Raw genomic sequence first — 15,791 nt, forward strand, 5'->3', positions numbered from 1 at the left:
ATGCCGGTTGATCCTGATGGCCGCTGGTTCGAGTCGAGCGGACCCATCCAAGTCGACGGCGGCATCGCCGTGCGTGCCCAACGCGGAAAGATCGGCGAGCAGTGGTGGTCGCGCCGATTCGTCGACATCCTCGAACGCACCTGCGCTCCCGGTCGCCTTGCCCGTGGCCGCTCGTACGCACGCAAGGGCCAAGTCATCGACTTCACCCTCGCGCCCGGCCGGGTGGCGGGACGGGTCCAGGGGTCCCGCCCCGACCCCTACCAGGTCACCATCACCATCCCGGCGTACGACGAAGCACAATGGACCGTCGCGCTCTCCGCCCTCGGTTCGCAGGCGTTGTATCGGGCTGCACTGCTGGCCGGTGACATGCCGCACGAAATCGTCGAGCTCTTCGAAGAGCTCGACCTGCCGCTCTTCCCGTCCACACTCGACATGCGGTGTTCATGTCCCGACTGGGGTGTGCCCTGCAAGCACGTCTCCGCCGTCCTGTACGTCCTCGCCGAGGCGTTCGATGACGACCCGTTCCTGGTACTCGCCTGGCGCGGCCGTAACCGCGACGAGATCCTGACCGCCCTCCGCGGTCTCCCCGAACCGACCGAGACCGTCGACCCGCTCGCGATCGATGAGGAGCCGCTGGACGGGCGCCTCACCGACTTCTACACCCCGTCGATCTCGCTGAGCCGACTCCGCGAACGCCCCGCCCGGATGACGGCTCCGCCGGAACTCCTTCTGCGGGTGCTCGACCCGCCCCTGGTCCGGGTGCGGCACATCCCGCTCGTGGACATCCTCCGCCCTGCCTACCGAGACCTCGCCGACCCACCCGGCTGATCCGGATCCAGCTCGGGATCGGTACACAACGGAGGGCCTGCGATGCCGCGCAGGCCCTCCGTCGAGCTGCTTTACCTCAGCCCTTGTGCCACTTCTGGTTCGCCGTACCGGCGCAGTCCCACAATTGGAGCCTTGCCCCGTCGTTCGCGTTCCAGTCCTTGATGTCGACGCACCTGTTCGACTGGGGGTTCACCAAGTCTCCCGCGCCGGACAGGACGAACTGTTGCGCCCCCGTGCCGTTGCACGTGTACAGCTGGACCGCCGCGCCGTTGGCTGTGGAGCCTCCGGCCACGTCCATGCACTTGCCGCCCGCCTGGAGCGTGCCGTTGGTGAAGGTCCACTTCTGGGCGCTGCTGTTGTTGCAGGTCCAGGCCTGCAGCGGCGCGCTGTCGACGAAGTTGGCGCTGGGGACGTCGACGCACTTGCCGTTCCAGTCGCTGATGACCGGCACTCCGCCGCCTGTCGGCGGCGGGTTCGTCGGGCCGCCCGCGCCGAACGGGGTGAGGATCAGGCCGGCCGAGCGGGGATCGCCGTCGTGCACCAGCGACTCGAAGTTGCCGACGTCGTCGAAGGCGAACGCGTACGCCTTACCGTCCGCCATGTTCTGGTGGATGATCTTCGCGTACTGGTTGGTCGGGTTGTTCTGGTAGAACTGCGCGGCGTTCGTGCTCGGCTGGGTGTCGATCGTGCCGAGGGTGCCGCGGTTGAGGGCCGCGCAGAGGGTGCGCGAGATCGGGCCCACCACCAGGTCGTTCGGGGCCGGCAGGTCGCCGTCGCAGCCCCACACCGACGCGGACGACGGCTTGTTGAACGACGCCACCTTCTGGCCCGCCGAGTTGGTGAAGTTCATGACGTTGCCCGACGTACGCCCGAAGTACTTTGTGTTCGGCTGGTCCCCGAACGGCACGACGGTCAAGGTCTTCGACGCGTACGCGTTCCAGGCCGAAGTGATGTACGAGTCGAGGTAGTTCGCGCTCAACAGCCCGGCACCGGCGGCCTTGCCCGGGGCGAGGGCGCGCAGCACCGTGCCGTCCGAGCGGGTGTAGACCGTGTTGGCCCAGCCCGGCTGCGCCTTGATGCTGTTGATCACGTTGGTGCGACCGTTGTTGAGCAGCTCACCGGTCTTCGACGTGACGCCGTTCGAGCCGGTCACCGTCACGGCGTGCGGCACCGCGAACATGTCCACCTGGGAGCTGTTCAGCCACAGGCCGGAATCGTTGTACGTGAACTCGCTCCAGTCGAACAGGATGTTGTAGTTCGCGTCGCCGCTGGCCCACGGGGCCGGCTGGACCAGGCCGTCCGGGGTCAGGAAGAACTTGAGCTTCTCGCCGAGGGAGAAGTAGACCCGGCCGGAGAAGCCGCGCGGGAACTGGACCGTCGTCGTGCCGCCGTTGCCCGGCCCGCCGATGGCGACGTCCGGGGCCGGCGACGGCGGGATCTGCCCGGCCGGCCAGGGGGTGAACGTGCCGCCCTGGTTGACGTAGCCGAGCCGGTTGGTGCTGAGGTTGATGCCGATCACGTACAGGTAGACGGCCTCGCCGCGGCCGGTGTTGTTGGTGACGGAGACGGGCAGCAGTGCCGGGCCCAAGGCCTGGGCCGGCGTGGCGGCGGCTGCGGCGCCCACAGGTACGGCCACGGCCAGCGCGGCCAGCGCATGCAGGAGCTTTCTTCTGGTACGCACAGTGACTCCTCGGGGGACGAAGCGGAGGCAAAGCGGGGGACAACCAGGGGGATCGGGGACGGATGGAACATGGACGAGGCGACAAGCGGTGAATGTGAACGACCTCCGTTGCGGCGGGTGGCTGAGCCGCGGCGTTGGCCTGGAGTGCCGCGCTCGCCAGGCCGGTCGACGGCGATCTAGAGAGCGCTCTCACAGCATTAAATGGTTAACTTCGTGTGTCAATAGATAACAGCTAATGTATTAGCCGGTGATCTCCGGGGCGGCCGGCCCGTACGCCGCGACATAGGGTCGGAGCATGAGTCAGATGAGCTACCGCCGCCTCGGCGAGTCCGGGCTGGTCGTCTCCGTCGTCGGCATCGGCTGCAACAACTTCGGCCGGAAGCTGGACCTCGACGGGACCCGGGCCGTCGTCGATGCGGCGTTCGACGCCGGGATCACCCTCTTCGACACCGCCGACATCTACGGCACCCCGCACGGCAGCTCCGAGGAGTGCCTGGGCGCCGCCCTCAAGGGACGCCGTGACGAGATCGTGCTGGCCTCCAAGTTCGGCATGGACATGGAGGGCGTGAACGGCAACGACTTCGGCGCCCGGGGCTCCCGGCGGTACATCGTGCGGGCCGTCGAGGCCTCGCTGCGCCGGCTCGGCACCGACCACATCGACCTCTACCAGATGCACCAGCCCGACGAGGCCACCCCGATCGAGGAGACCCTCGCCGCCCTGGACGACCTCGTACGCGGCGGCAAGGTGCGCTACCTGGGCAACTCGAACTTCGCCGGATGGCAGATCGCCGACGCCGACTGGACCGCCCGGGCCGCGGGCCAGACCCCCTTCATCAGCGCGCAGAACCAGTACAGCCTGCTGCACCGGGAGGTCGAGACCGAGGTCGTGCCCGCGTGCGAGCGGTTCGGGCTCGGGCTGCTGCCCTTCTTCCCGCTGGACAGCGGCCTGCTCAGCGGCAAGTACCAGCGCGGCGAGCAGCCCGCCGAGGGCACCCGGCTCTCCCTCGAGCGCTACCGGCGGTGGCTCGACGGCGCCGACTGGGACACCATCGAGGCGCTGACGGCGTACGGGAAGGAACGTGGCCATTCCCTGCTGGACGTGGCGATCGCGGGCCTGGCCGCGCGACCGGCGGTGACCAGCGTGATCGCCGGCGCGACCACCCCCGAGCAGGTCCGGGCCAACGCCGCGGCGGGCGCCTGGGAGCTCAGCGCCGAGGACGTCGCGGCCCTGGACGAGGTCCTCGGCGACTGAGGCATGGACCTGGAGGAGCAGGCACGGGCCGTGCTACCGCCGGCCGTCTTCGACTACTACCGGGCGGGGGCCGGCGAGGGCATCAGCAGGGACGAGGCCGCCGCGGCATGGCGGGACTGGCGGTTCCGCCCGCGCCTCTTCCGCGACGTCTCCAGCGTCAGCACGGCGACCACCCTTTTCGGTACGGCCATCGCGGCGCCCGTGCTCGCCGGGCCGACGGCGCTGCACACCCTGGCGCATCCCGAGGGTGAAGTGGCGACCGCGCGAGGCGTGGCGGCGGCCGGATCACTGCTCGTGCAGTCGTCCCGGGCGGGGCGAACCGTCGAGTCGGATCGGTGGTGGTTCCAGGCGTACGTGCTGCGGGACCGGTCGATCACCGAGGGGCAGGTCCGGGACGCGGCCGGCCGCGGGGCGACGGCGATCGTGCTGACGGCCGACGCCCCGTACGTCTACCGGAACACGGTGCCGGAGGCCGGGGACGCCGCGCCCGAGGCCAGGCCCGTCGAGCGGCAGCAGGATCCGGCGCTGGGTGCCGACGCCGTGGGGTGGCTCACGGGGATCTCCGGCCTGCCCGTACTGGTCAAAGGGGTCCTGCGGCCGGAGGACGCCGTCGCCGCGGTGGAGGCCGGTGCCGCGGGGGTGATTGTCTCCAACCACGGAGGCCGCCAGCTGGACCGGGCGATCGCCTCCGCGGACGCGCTCGGCCCGGTGGTCGCGGCGGTGGCGGGACGGGTGCCCGTCCTGGTGGACGGCGGCATCCGCACCGGCGCCGACGTGCTGACCGCCCTGGCCCTGGGAGCGCGCGCCGTGCTCCTCGGCCGGCCGGTGCTCTGGGCGCTGGCCACGGGCGGTGCTGAGGGCGTACAAGATCTGCTGGATTCTTGTCGTGCGGATCTGGCCCGGACGATGGCGCAGGCGGGCGTGCCGACCCTCGCGGACATCGACGAGTCCCTGGTCACCCGCCGGCCGTGACGAGCCGGCGGCGCCCCGGCGGCGCAGAACGGCTCAGACCTGGGCGAAGACCGGGCCGTCGGCCGGGAGCGGGGGCGCCTCGCCCCGCTCGGCGGCCCGCCGGGCGAACTCGCGTACCCCGGCGATCTGCCTCTCCCCCAGGGAGAAGTCGAGCGCCCGGAAGTAGGTGGCGAGAGTGGCCGCGTCGAACGGCTCCCACCGGGCGGCCGACTCGGCGACCGCATCGAGCTCGTTCAGGCAGAGGTCGCGGGAGCGCTGGAAAGCCTCGTGCACGTCCTTGACCACGCCCGGCTGCGCGGCGGCGAAGTCCCGGCGGACGGCCCAGACCGCGAACACCATCGGCAGGCCGGTCCACTCCTTCCACGCCTGGGCCAGGTCGGTGACCTCCAACCCCAGCCCGGGCGCCTCGTAGAGGGCGCGCAGGGCCGGGTCACCGATGAGTACGCCCGCATCCGCCTCGAGCAGCATCTGGTTGAGCTCGGGCGGGCAGCGGAAGTACTCGGGGTCGGCGCCGTACCGCTCGGCGAGCACCATCTGGGCGAGCAGCACGCCGGTGCGCGACGTGGAGCCGAGCGCCACCGGGCGGCCGTCCAGTTCGGCGAGGGGCCGGGTGGAGACCAGGTTGACCGAGAGCACCGGGCCGTCGCTGCCGACCGCCAGGTTGGGCAGCAGCAGCAGCTCGTCGGCGTGGCGCAGGTACTCCACGAGCGAGATCGGGCCGATATCGAGATCACCGGCGACGAGCGCGGCATTGAGCCGGTCCGGCGTGTCCTTCTGCAGGTCGACGTCGAGCAGCGCACCGGAGCGCATCAGGCCCCAGTAGATCGGCAGGCAGTTGAGAAACTGAATATGCCCGACCCGGGGGCGCTGAACTGCGACGTCGCTCATCCTCCGACGCTATCTCCGGCGTGACGTTCCCACGGGCTGGGAGGGAGCAATCTCACGTCCAGCCCGCTACCCTGCCGCCCGGTCAGCCACCTTGAGCTGCTCGTCGCCGAAGTCAGCGATCAACTTGAGAGTTCCCCCGAGCGCAGCGTTTATTCGGTCGCGTTGCGGGTGGCACGGGCGTACCCTGGTGGGCTCGCCCGCGGGGACCGCGCGCTTCTCTCAACCGGGCACTGCCGACACCGCACTCAGATGCACCGCACCCAGATGCACCGCACCTTGACGGAGCGCCGGGCGGCCCACGTCAGCCGAACCACAGACACCGATGCCGGAAGGTTCCTCGGATGACGCTGCCTGCCCACACCGACCTCGACCACGATTTGGCCGCGGAGCGACGGCATCTTGCCGATTCCCGCGCCGCCCTCGCCCGGATGCGGGGCCGGGCCGAGTCGCTCTTCTCGTCCTCCGCCGACGTCGCCGGCGATCCGTTCGCTGCCGAGACCCTCGGGCGTGCCCTGTTGCGCCGGGTGGCCGAGTTGGCGGACGATCCCACCACTCCCCTCTTCTTCGGCAAGCTGGACATCGAGGATTCCGCGTACCACATCGGGCGGCGGCATGTCACCGATGATGCCGGGGAGCCGATGGTGCTCGACTGGCGGGCGCCCCTGTCGCAGTCGTTCTACCGGGCCAGCGTGCGGGATCCGCAGGGGGTGTCGACGCGCCGGCGGTTCGGGTTCGTCAAGGGTGATCTGACCAGCTTCGAGGACGAGCATCTTGACCGCGGCGAGGAGCTCGGCACGAAGAGCCGCATCCTGACCGCCGAGATCGAGCGGCCGCGGGTCGGGCCCATGCGCGACATCGTCGCCACGATCCAGCCCGAGCAGGACGAGCTGGTCCGGGCCGAGCTCGAGGAGTCGATCTGCGTGCAGGGCGCGCCCGGCACCGGAAAGACCGCGGTCGGGCTGCACCGGGCCGCCTTCCTCCTGTACGCGCACCGCGACCGGCTGCGGCGCTCCGGCGTGCTGATGGTCGGCCCGAACACCGCCTTCCTCTCGTACATCGCGGCGGTGCTGCCGGCGCTGGGCGAGGTCGACGTCCGGCAGTCCACGGTGGACGAGCTGATCGCGCGCGTACCTGTGAAGGGCCGGGACGGTGACGCGGCGGTGCTGCTCAAGCACGACGTACGGATGGCGGAGGTGCTGCGCCGGGCGGTGTGGAGCCGGCTGGTCAAGCCCGCCGAGCCGATCATGGTGTCGGACGGCTCGTACCGGTGGCGCATCGACGCCGAGCCGCTGCGCCGGATCGTGGACGAAGCGCGCCGCGAGGGGCTGCCCTATTCGGTGGGCCGCGAGCGGGTCCAGGCCCGGGTGGTCGGGCTCCTGCAGCGGCAGTCGGAGTACCGCACCGGCAATTCGCCGAACGAGGGCTGGCTGCGCAAGATGGCGAGGGTCGCGCCGGTCCGGGACTTCCTCGACAAGGCGTGGCCGGCGGTCACCCCGGAGGCGCTGGTCGTCGCGTTGCTGACCGATGCCGAGCTGATGGCGTCCGCGGCCGACGGCATCCTGACCGCCGAGGAGCAGGCGGCGCTGCTGTGGGCGAAGGCGCCGAAGACGCCGAAGTCCGCCCGGTTCAGCGCCGCCGACCTGCTGCTTCTCGACGAGGCGGCCGGGCTGCTGGAACGCGAGACCAGCTTCGGGCACGTCGTGGTGGACGAGGCGCAGGACCTCTCGCCGATGCAGGCGCGGGCCATCGCCCGGCGCAGCGAGCACGGTTCGATCACGCTGCTCGGCGACCTCGCGCAGGGCACCGCGCCGTGGGCGGCCGCGCAGTGGAAGGACACGCTGGCCCATCTCGGGAAGCCGGATGCCGCCGTGGTGCCGTTGACGGTCGGTTTCCGCGTACCGGCTGTGGTTGTGGCCCTGGCCAATCGTCTGTTGCCCGCCCTCGGGGTGGACGTGCCGGAGGCCGTCTCGCTGCGTCGCGACGGCGACCTCACGATCGTGCAGCTCGCCGATCCGGACGAGGTCGACGGCGCGACGCTGGTGGAGGTGACCGCAGCGCTGGAGCACGAGGGCTCGGTGGCCGTGATCGCGGCGGACGCCGCGGTGGACCGGCTGCGGAATCACCTCGCCGCGGCGGGGCTGGAGGCCGCGGCGCCGGACGACGTGGATTCCGAGGCGCGCGTCACGGTCGTGCCGGCCACGATCGTCAAGGGCCTCGAGTACGACCATGTCATCGTCGTCGAGCCGGCCGAGATCGTCGCCGCCGAGCCGCGCGGGCTGCACCGGCTGTATGTGGTCCTGACCCGTGCGGTGTCCCGGCTCTCGGTCGTCCACGCCGCACCGCTGCCGGAGGCGCTGAACGGTTAGAGCGGCTTGATCCAGCGGGACCAGTCGTCTTGGCGGCGGTAGCCGTGGGCCGCCCAGATCGCGTGGGCGGCCTCGTTGTCGTCGAGGACCATCGCGTCCATCCGGATGCCGCCCAGGGCCCGGCCGCGCTGCTCGGCGGCCTCGAGCAGGGCGCGGCCGATGCCCGCGCGGCGGCGGGACGGGGCGACGGCGAGGCGGTAGAGATGGCAGCGCCAGCCGTCCCAGCCGGCGATGACCGTACCCACGATCTCGTCGCCGTCGAGGGCCAGGATGAGGGCGTCCGGGTCGCGCAGGTGGAGGGCGGCCGGTGAGTCCGCCGGCCGGCTCGCATTCTCGGCTGCGGCGAGCCAGAAGCGCAGTACGGCGCCCAGTTCGCGTGACTCGGCCGTTCGCAGCACCACATCCCCCATGGCAAGGCATGCTAACCGAGATCAACTTTATGGCACAAAGTTCTTTGACTTTGCGTTGTAAAGTTCTTTGCATGGAAGAAGACGAACAGCCGCCGCTCGATGCCGCCGAGTCCCTCCGCCTGATCCGCCAGGAACAGACCGCCACGGTGCGCAGGATCGTGCCGGACCCCCGCCTCCTGCTGTGGCCGTGGGGCGTCGCCTGGCTGCTCGGCTTCACCGTGTTCTTCCTGCGCTACGGCCCGGACGACCGCGTCCTCGTCGCCATGCCCTCGTGGCTGCCGCTGCTCGTCCTGCTCGCGCTCATCCTGGTCGCAGGCACGATCACCGGCATCGTGGGCGCCCGCGCCGCCCGCCAGGTCACCGGTCCGACCTCCCGCCAGGGCGCGATGTACGGGTTCACCTGGGCGCTGGCCTTCGCCGGCATGATCTCCGTGCTCAACCGGCTCGGCGACCAGCTGCCCGTCGGCCTCACCAACCTGATCTGGGCCGGCACCATGACCGCTCTGACCGGCGCCCTGCACATGGCCGGCGGCGCGCTCTGGAACGACCGCACGCTGTTCCGCCTCGGCGCCTTCCTCAGCGTGATCAACGTCGTCGGCGTGATCCTCGGTCCCGGCTGGCACGCGCTGATCGTCGCCGTCCTCGGCGGCGGCGGGATGCTCGTCGCGGGGCTCGTCTCGTGGCTGCGGCTGCCGCGATGAGCGACGCCCTGCCGGAGCTCGACCCGGTCATCCACGCCCAGGCCCGGCTGCGCGTCGTCTCCTCCCTGTCGACGCTGCGCGAGGGCGACAGCATCGCCTTCCCCCGCCTGCAGGACATCCTCCGCATGACCCCCGGCAACCTCTCCGTCCACCTCCGCAAGCTCGAGGACGCCGGATACGTCGAGGTCGTCAAGACCCATCAGGGCCGGACCCCGGCCACCCTCGTGCACCTCACCCGCCGTGGGCGGCTGGCCTTCGAGGACTACACCGCGGCTGTACGGGAGCTGCTCGAGCCGAGGGAGGACCGATGATCCTGGCCCGCGCCATGAACGTCAGCCGGCGGTACGCAAGGGTGCTCGCCCTCGACCGGCTCGACCTCGACGTGCACGCCGGGGAGCTCGTCGGCCTGCTCGGGCCCAACGGCGCCGGCAAGAGCACCCTGGTCGGGCTGCTCACCGGCGTACGGCGGCCGAGTTCGGGCCGGGTCGAGCTGTGCGGCGGCGACCCGCGAGACCCGGCCACGCGGAGCGGGCTCGGCGTCACGCCGCAGGAGACCGGGCTGCCGTCGGCGCTGCGCGTGGGCGAGGTCGTCGACTTCGTACGCGCCCATTTCCCCGATCCGCTGGGCAAGTCCGAGCTGCTCGCGCGGTTCGGGCTGGAGGACCTGGTCAAGCGCCAGACCGGCGGGCTCTCCGGCGGGCAGAAGCGGCGGGTGGCGGTGGCCCTCGCGTTCGTCGGGCGCCCGCGCATCGTGTTCCTCGACGAGCCGACCACCGGGCTGGACGTCGAGGCCCGGCACGCGCTGTGGGCCGGCATCCGCGCGTTCCACGCCGGCGGCGGCACGGTCGTGCTGACCAGCCACTACCTCGAGGAGGTGGAGGCGCTGGCGAGCCGGGTCGTGGTCATCGGCGGCGGCCGGGTGCTCGCCGACGACACCGTCGCCGCCGTACGGGGAATGGTCGCGATCCGGCGGGTGAGCGTGACCGTGGCCGTACCCGTACCGGATCTTCCCGGGGTGGTCGGCACCGAGCGCGACGGTGACCGCACCCACCTGCTGACGCCGGACGCGGACCGGCTGGTCCGCGACCTGATCGCGCACGATGTGCCGTTCCGCGACCTGGAGGTCCGGCCCACCTCGCTGGAGGAAGCGTTCCTCACCCTCACCGCCGCCTGAAGGAGAGCCGTGTCGTCCCTCGCCCTGACCCATGCCCGGTTCCAGCTGATCGAGACGCTGCGCATCCCCATGGCGCTGATCGGCAGCGCGTTCTTCCCGGCCGCGTCGATGATCTTCTTCGTGGTGCCGTTCGTCGGCCACGACCGTACGTACGCGACCTACGCCACCGCGTCGATGGTGACCTTCGTGGTGATGACCTCGAACCTCTTCCAGTACGGCATCGGCGTCGCCGAGGATCGCGCCCAGCCCTGGGACCCGTACGCCCGCACGCTCCCGGCCGGCGCCGCACCCCGCTTCCTCGGCCGGATCCTGGCGGGGCTGGTCCTCATGGTGCTGTCACTGATCCCGGTCGTGGTGATCGCGGCCGTGGCGACCGAGGCGAGCGTCAGCCCGGCCGGCTTCCTGGCGGCCCTCGGTGCGGTGGTGGTCGCCGCGGTGCCGTTCACGCTGCTGGGGCTCGCGATCGGCTACTCGCTGCCGGCCAAGGCGGCGATCGTCCTGGCCCAGGTGCTGTTCTTCCCGCTGGCGTTCGGTGGCGGGCTGATGACAGCGCCGGGCGACGCACCCGGATTCGTCGAGACGATCGCGCCCTACCTTCCCACCGGCGCGGCCGTACGCCTCATGTGGGCGGCCGTCGGCGACTTCCCGGTGCAAATTGCATCGATCGTCGCCTTGTTCGCCTGGACCCTGGCGTTCGCTGGGGTGGCCACATGGGCCTATCGCCGCGACGAGGGTCGGCGGTTCAGTTGAACTTCCGACTGAGCGCCCTCGTACAAGGCATCGCGGTGCAACGATCCACCTGTCGTCTGCCGTGACTCGCGAGGAGCCCCTCATGACCCGTCCGACGCCCGGAGTGCCGAACTGGGTCGACCTGGGAACAGCAGACTTGGAGGACGCGACCCGCTTCTACACCCGGCTGTTCGGCTGGGAGGCCGACGTGTCCGGCGAGGAGTACGGCGGCTACACCACGTTCCGCCTCGACGGGCGGGCGGCGGCGGGTGGCGGCCCGCTCTACGGTGAGGGCCAGCCGACGGCGTGGAGCACGTACATCGCCACCGACGACGCCGACGCGGTGGCGGCCCGGGTGGAGGCGGCCGGTGGCAAGGTGCTCGTCGCGCCCTTCGACGTGATGTACCAGGGCCGGATGGCGGCCTTCCTCGACCAGGCCGGCGCGCCGTTCAGCGTGTGGCAGCCCGGCACCATGAAGGGCGCCGACGTCTTCGACGTACCCGGCTCCCTGGCCTGGAACGAGCTGGTCACCCGGGACGTGGAGGGTACGGCCGCTTTCTACGGCGCGGTGTTCGGCTGGGTCGCGCGGGAGATCGAGGTGCAGGGGTTGCCGTACATCGTCTGGGAGCTGGCCGGCGAGACCGTCGCGGGCATGCAGGTGATGGACGCCACCTGGCCGCACGACCTCTCCCCACATTGGATGATCTATTTCGCGGTGGCGGACTGCGACGAGTCGGCCGCGTACGCGCAGTCCCTGGGCGCCCGGGTCGCGCGCCCGCCCTCGGAGCTGGCCATCGGCCGGTACGTCGTGCTCGAGGACCCTCAGGGCGGCCTCTTCGCGCTGCTCCAGGCCGTCAGCGCCTGACCGGTACGACCAGCGGGCCGCGCTCGCCGTCGATCACCCTGACCCGTACCCGATAGTGCTCGGCCAGCAGCTCCTCGGTGAGCACCTCGCGGGCGGTGCCCCTGGCCACGACACGGCCCGCGGCCAGCAGCACCATGCGGTCGGCGTACTCACCGGCGGTCGACAGGTCGTGCATGGTGGCGAGCACGGTCAGGCCCCGCTCGGCCCGCAGCCGGTCCACGAGGTCGAGCACCTCCTGCTGGTGACCGATGTCGAGCGCGCTGGTCGGCTCGTCCAGCAGCAGGATGCCGGCGCCCTGCGCGAGCGCCCGGGCCAGGAAGACGCGCTGCCGCTCGCCGCCGGAGAGGGTGTCCAGCCGCCGGCCCACGAAGGCATGCAGGTCCAGCGCCCCGAGGACCTCGTCGACCACGGTCAGGTCCGAGGCGGACTCGCGGCCCAGGGCGGGGATGTAGGGCGTACGGCCGAGCAGCACGTAGTCGTAGACCAGCATCGCGGGCGGCACGATCGGCGACTGGGCCACCGTGGCCAGCGTCCGGGCCCGCTCCCGCCGGGACAGCCGGTCGAGCTCCTGCCCGCCGAGCAGGACCGTTCCCTCGTACGGGACCAGGCCGCCGACCGCCCGCAGCAGCGTCGACTTGCCGGCGCCGTTCGGACCGATGATCGTGACCCACTCGCCGTCGGCCACGTCGAGGTCCACGCCGTCGACGATCGGCGCGCCACCCAGCCGGACCCGTACCCCCGAAACCGAGATCATGTCCGGGTCCTGCGCAGCACGACGGCGAAGAACGGGGCGCCGAAGAAGGCCGTCACCACCCCGATCGGGATTTCGGCGGGGCTCGCCACGGTCCGCGCCACGAGGTCGGTCAGGGCCAGGAACGCCCCGCCGTAGAGCACCGACAGCGGCAGGATCGATCGGTAGCTCGGCCCGGCGAGCAGCCTCAGCGTGTGCGGCACGATGATGCCCACGAAGCCGATCAGGCCCGAGACCGACACGGCCGCCGCGGTGCCCAGCGAGGCGGCGACCACGAGCAGGTAGCGGCTGCGCTGCGGGTGCAGCCCCAGGCTGGTCGCCTCCTCGTCGCCGACGGTCAGCACGTCCAGCTCGCGCCGGTGGGCGAGCACGATCAGGCAGGTCGCCGCCGCGTACGGCAGCACGATGAGCACGTCGTGCCAGCCGGCGGTGGCGAGGCGGCCGAGCAGCCACGCGTACACCTCCCGCATGGAATCGGTGTGCCGCTGCATGAGGTAGGTCTGCGCGGCCGACAGGAACGCCGACACGGCCACCCCGGAAAGGATCAAGGTCGCCGGGGTACGGGCGCGCCCACCGGCCCCGCCGAGCAGCCACGTCAGCACGACGGCGGCCACCGCACCCACGAAAGCGGCCACGGGTACGCCGATCGGCAGACCCGCGGTGACGTCGCCGGTGCCACCACGCAACGAGATCACCGCGGTGACGCCCAGCCCGGCCCCGGCCGCGACGCCGAGCAGGTGCGGATCGGCGAGCGGGTTGCGGAACACCCCCTGATACGCCGCGCCGGCCAGCGCGAGCAGGGCGCCGACCAGCAGTCCCAGGACGACGCGCGGCAGGCGCAGCTCGGTGACGATGGCGACCTCGCGCTCGCTCAGGCCGCTGTGCAGCCGTACCCCCGGAAGGAGATCGAGCAGCTCGGCCGCGACGCCGGCGGGAGGAAGGGTGACCGGTCCGACAGCGACGCCGACGACCAGCGCGACCGCCACCGCGAGCACGCCACCGGCCACCCAGGCGACCCGCAGCCCCGCGGGCCGGATCATGGGGCCTTGGCCACCGCGTCCGCCACGGCCCGGACGAGATCGACGACGCGGGGTCCCCAGCGGGAGGCGATGTCGTCGTCGAGCACGACGATCTGGTTGTTCTTCACCGCGGTCACGCCCGCCCAGCCCTTGCGGGCCCGGACGGTCGCCGCCGACTGGGCGCAGCACTTGCCGTCCGCCAGGAAGATCATGTCGGGGTCCGCCGCGACCAGCGCCTCCTGCGAGAGCTGCGGGTACGCGGTCTTGGCGCCGTCCGCGACGTTCGTCAGCCCGAAGCGCGCGAAGATCGAACCGACGAAGGTCTGCGACGTGACGGTGTAGTACGTCGGGTCGAGCTCGTAGTAGTAGCTCGGCGGCGCCGGCCGGGCGGGCACACCCTTGACGATCTTGTCGATGTCGGTCCGCATGTGCTCGACCAGGGCGGCCGCCTCTGCCGGGTGACCGGTGAGCGTGCCGAGCTGACCGATCTGGGCGTACGAGTCGTCGAGCTCCTGCGCCGCCGGGGCGAGCAGCACCGGGATCTTCAGCTTGGTGAGCTGATCCACGATCTTGTTCAGGTCGTCGGAGATCACCACGAGGTCCGGATCCTTGGCCGCGATCGCCTCGGCGTTCGGCTTGAAGCCGGACAGCTCGCTCCGCGGCGCATCGGCCGGGTACGTGGACTGATCGTCGACGGCGACCACCTGCGGCCCGGCGTCGATCGCGAAGAGCATCTCGGTGGCGGTCGGCGCCAGCGACACGATCCGCTCGGGCCGCCGGTCGAGGGTCACGCCGCCGGCCGACGCCGGGAAGGCGGACCCGCCGGCACTCGCCGCCGGTTGCGCCTTCTGCTCGTCCCCGCCGGCGCAGCCGCCGAGCAGCAACACGGTCGCCGCGAGGGCGGCGGTCAACAGCCGTTTCATCCTGGTCCTCCTGCCGGGCTCCGCCGACCGGAGTCCCGGCCCGCGAGGCGCCCCTCCGTCGAGAGCGCGATATCGCGACCGGCGTGCAGGCGACCTGGCTTTGCCTGGGAACAGGACTTCACAGTTGCGGGACAGCGCCGGAATCCCACCGGCTTCGCTGCGACGCGGTCACCCTGACGCTATCCCACACGCTCACCAGACGTTCAGGAGACGGCGTCCGTCGACCGATCCGGCCGGGATCGGCCCCCACTGCCGGGAATCCCGTGAGATCTCGCGATGGTCGCCCAGGACGTACAGGTGACCGTTCGGCACCGTCACCGGCGCATCGCAGTCGGCGGTCCGGGCGCCCTTCAGGTACGGCTCGTCGAGCGGCACGCCGTCGCGCCACACCCGCCCGTCGCGGCAGCTGATGGTGTCACCGGGCAACCCGATCACCCGCTTGAGCGACCGGCCCCCGTCGGGGATGGTGAACTCGACGATGTCGCCGCGATCGATACCGGTGAACCGGTAACTCACCTTGTCGATCACGAACCGGCTGGTCACCGGCACGGTCGGCGCCATGGCCTCGCTGGGCATGTATCGCATGCTCAGCGCGAACTGATTGATCAGTACCGCCGCGACGAGCCCGGTCGAGGCGGCCGTGAGAATGCGGCGCTGCACGCTTACGGTCCGGGGAAGCCGGCGGGACAGCTCCCGCCGCTCGCGCCACGCCGTGCGCAAGCCACCGGCCGCCCAGCGCGCCGCCTCCCAGCCGCCCTTGGTCTGCTCGAACTCGGCGAGCACGGCCTCACCCCAGGGGCCGCCCCGTTCGCGGCGCCCCCGTACCGCCGCGACCAGGACTCCCCGTGAAACCCTCCGCACGACCGCCATCACGCCTCCCGGGGGACGAAGGCGGCCCGGCCCCGCGCCTTCTCGGCAGCGGCGGCCAGCCGGGCAGCGGCGAGCTCGACGCCGTCGGCGGTGAGCCGATAAGTGTGCCGCGGCGGGCGGCCGGGCTCGTCGGAAGCTTCCCAGCCGGTATCCAGCAGCTGCTGGCCGGACAGGCGCATCAGGATCGGGTACAGCGTCCCGGACGCCAGGCCGGTCTCCCTGCTCAGGTCGTATCCGTAGCGCCACCGGGCGGGCTCGGCCAGCAAGGCCTCGAACACCCGCAGGGTCTGCGGCGATGAGTGCGACATCCTCGGCATGCGGAAAGTCTACATAACTCGACTAACGGCGGCCACCCGTCTTCG

17 protein-coding genes and 1 riboswitch are annotated in these 15,791 nt (G+C 71.5%); of the genes, 9 read left to right on the forward strand and 8 right to left on the reverse strand.

Annotation, left to right across the window (positions count from 1 at the left end):
* Entirely contained in the window at positions 1-828 is an 828-nt protein-coding gene (locus AB0368_RS06000) for an SWIM zinc finger family protein (RefSeq protein WP_366152655.1), read from the forward strand.
* A gap of 76 nt (positions 829-904) precedes the next feature.
* Here AB0368_RS06000 and AB0368_RS06005 read toward each other — a convergent pair whose 3' ends face one another.
* Positions 905-2,509 carry a beta-1,3-glucanase family protein gene (locus tag AB0368_RS06005; protein ID WP_366152656.1) on the reverse strand — a complete coding sequence of 535 codons (1,605 nt, stop codon included), beginning with the start codon at positions 2,507-2,509 and terminating at the stop codon, positions 905-907.
* A 295-nt stretch (positions 2,510-2,804) separates the two neighbouring features.
* Between AB0368_RS06005 and AB0368_RS06010 the strand changes: the two genes are divergently transcribed.
* Positions 2,805-3,761 carry an aldo/keto reductase gene (locus AB0368_RS06010; RefSeq protein ID WP_366152657.1) on the forward strand — a complete coding sequence of 319 codons (957 nt, stop codon included), beginning with the start codon at positions 2,805-2,807 and terminating at the stop codon, positions 3,759-3,761.
* A gap of 3 nt (positions 3,762-3,764) precedes the next feature.
* Positions 3,765-4,733 (forward strand): alpha-hydroxy acid oxidase, encoded by a 969-nt coding sequence (locus tag AB0368_RS06015; protein ID WP_366152658.1) that lies wholly within the window; start codon positions 3,765-3,767, stop codon positions 4,731-4,733.
* A gap of 33 nt (positions 4,734-4,766) precedes the next feature.
* On the opposite strand, the gene AB0368_RS06020 is transcribed toward AB0368_RS06015, so the two are convergent.
* A complete protein-coding gene (locus AB0368_RS06020) occupies positions 4,767-5,621 on the reverse strand; it encodes a menaquinone biosynthesis protein (protein ID WP_366152659.1) in 855 nt (284 codons plus the stop codon).
* 341 nt (positions 5,622-5,962) lie between these two features.
* Here AB0368_RS06020 and AB0368_RS06025 point away from each other — a divergent pair, with 341 nt between their 5' ends.
* The gene (locus AB0368_RS06025; RefSeq protein ID WP_366152660.1) at positions 5,963-7,987 is read left to right on the forward strand and encodes an AAA family ATPase; all 2,025 of its coding nucleotides are present in this window, start codon (positions 5,963-5,965) and stop codon (positions 7,985-7,987) included.
* Here AB0368_RS06025 and AB0368_RS06030 read toward each other — a convergent pair.
* The gene (locus tag AB0368_RS06030; protein WP_366152661.1) at positions 7,984-8,397 is read right to left on the reverse strand and encodes a GNAT family N-acetyltransferase; all 414 of its coding nucleotides are present in this window, start codon (positions 8,395-8,397) and stop codon (positions 7,984-7,986) included. The two genes, AB0368_RS06025 and AB0368_RS06030, sit on opposite strands and share 4 nt — an antisense overlap.
* A gap of 71 nt (positions 8,398-8,468) precedes the next feature.
* On the opposite strand from AB0368_RS06030, the gene AB0368_RS06035 reads away from it, so the two are divergent.
* From AB0368_RS06035 to AB0368_RS06055, 5 genes are all read left to right on the forward strand, one after another.
* Positions 8,469-9,098: a transporter gene (locus tag AB0368_RS06035; protein ID WP_366152662.1), complete on the forward strand. Its 630-nt coding sequence runs from the start codon at positions 8,469-8,471 to the stop codon at positions 9,096-9,098.
* Positions 9,095-9,409 (forward strand): transcriptional regulator, encoded by a 315-nt coding sequence (locus AB0368_RS06040; RefSeq protein WP_366152663.1) that lies wholly within the window; start codon positions 9,095-9,097, stop codon positions 9,407-9,409. Before AB0368_RS06035 ends, AB0368_RS06040 begins: the two co-directional genes overlap by 4 nt.
* Positions 9,406-10,272 carry an ABC transporter ATP-binding protein gene (locus AB0368_RS06045; RefSeq protein ID WP_366152664.1) on the forward strand — a complete coding sequence of 289 codons (867 nt, stop codon included), beginning with the start codon at positions 9,406-9,408 and terminating at the stop codon, positions 10,270-10,272. Before AB0368_RS06040 ends, AB0368_RS06045 begins: the two co-directional genes overlap by 4 nt.
* A 9-nt stretch (positions 10,273-10,281) precedes the next feature.
* Positions 10,282-11,022, forward strand: coding sequence for an ABC transporter permease (locus AB0368_RS06050; protein WP_366152665.1), 741 nt, complete (start codon positions 10,282-10,284; stop codon positions 11,020-11,022).
* Positions 11,023-11,104: 82 nt separating this feature from the next.
* Complete coding sequence (locus AB0368_RS06055) at positions 11,105-11,866, forward strand: VOC family protein (RefSeq protein WP_366152666.1); 762 nt, start codon at positions 11,105-11,107, stop codon at positions 11,864-11,866.
* Here the strand turns inward: AB0368_RS06055 and AB0368_RS06060 are convergent.
* The 5 genes from AB0368_RS06060 to AB0368_RS06080 form a co-directional block, all read right to left on the reverse strand.
* Complete coding sequence (locus AB0368_RS06060) at positions 11,856-12,620, reverse strand: ABC transporter ATP-binding protein (RefSeq protein WP_366152667.1); 765 nt, start codon at positions 12,618-12,620, stop codon at positions 11,856-11,858. The two genes, AB0368_RS06055 and AB0368_RS06060, sit on opposite strands and share 11 nt — an antisense overlap.
* Complete coding sequence (locus AB0368_RS06065; protein WP_366152668.1) at positions 12,617-13,657, reverse strand: iron ABC transporter permease; 1,041 nt, start codon at positions 13,655-13,657, stop codon at positions 12,617-12,619. The genes AB0368_RS06060 and AB0368_RS06065 overlap by 4 nt, the downstream gene beginning before the upstream one ends.
* Positions 13,654-14,559, reverse strand: a complete 906-nt coding sequence (locus AB0368_RS06070; protein WP_366152669.1) for an ABC transporter substrate-binding protein — start codon at positions 14,557-14,559, stop codon at positions 13,654-13,656. Before AB0368_RS06070 ends, AB0368_RS06065 begins: the two co-directional genes overlap by 4 nt.
* A 66-nt stretch (positions 14,560-14,625) precedes the next feature.
* Positions 14,626-14,766: riboswitch (cobalamin riboswitch) on the reverse strand.
* The gene (gene lepB / locus AB0368_RS06075) at positions 14,752-15,420 is read right to left on the reverse strand and encodes a signal peptidase I (protein WP_366152670.1); all 669 of its coding nucleotides are present in this window, start codon (positions 15,418-15,420) and stop codon (positions 14,752-14,754) included. (Overlaps the previous riboswitch by 15 nt.)
* Before the next feature lie 8 nt (positions 15,421-15,428).
* The gene (locus tag AB0368_RS06080; RefSeq protein ID WP_366152671.1) at positions 15,429-15,746 is read right to left on the reverse strand and encodes a helix-turn-helix transcriptional regulator; all 318 of its coding nucleotides are present in this window, start codon (positions 15,744-15,746) and stop codon (positions 15,429-15,431) included.
* Positions 15,747-15,791 lie beyond the last annotated feature (45 nt).

Source organism: Actinoplanes sp. NPDC051475, assembly GCF_040689425.1.
In the GTDB taxonomy this organism is placed as follows: Bacteria; Actinomycetota; Actinomycetes; order Mycobacteriales; family Micromonosporaceae; genus Actinoplanes.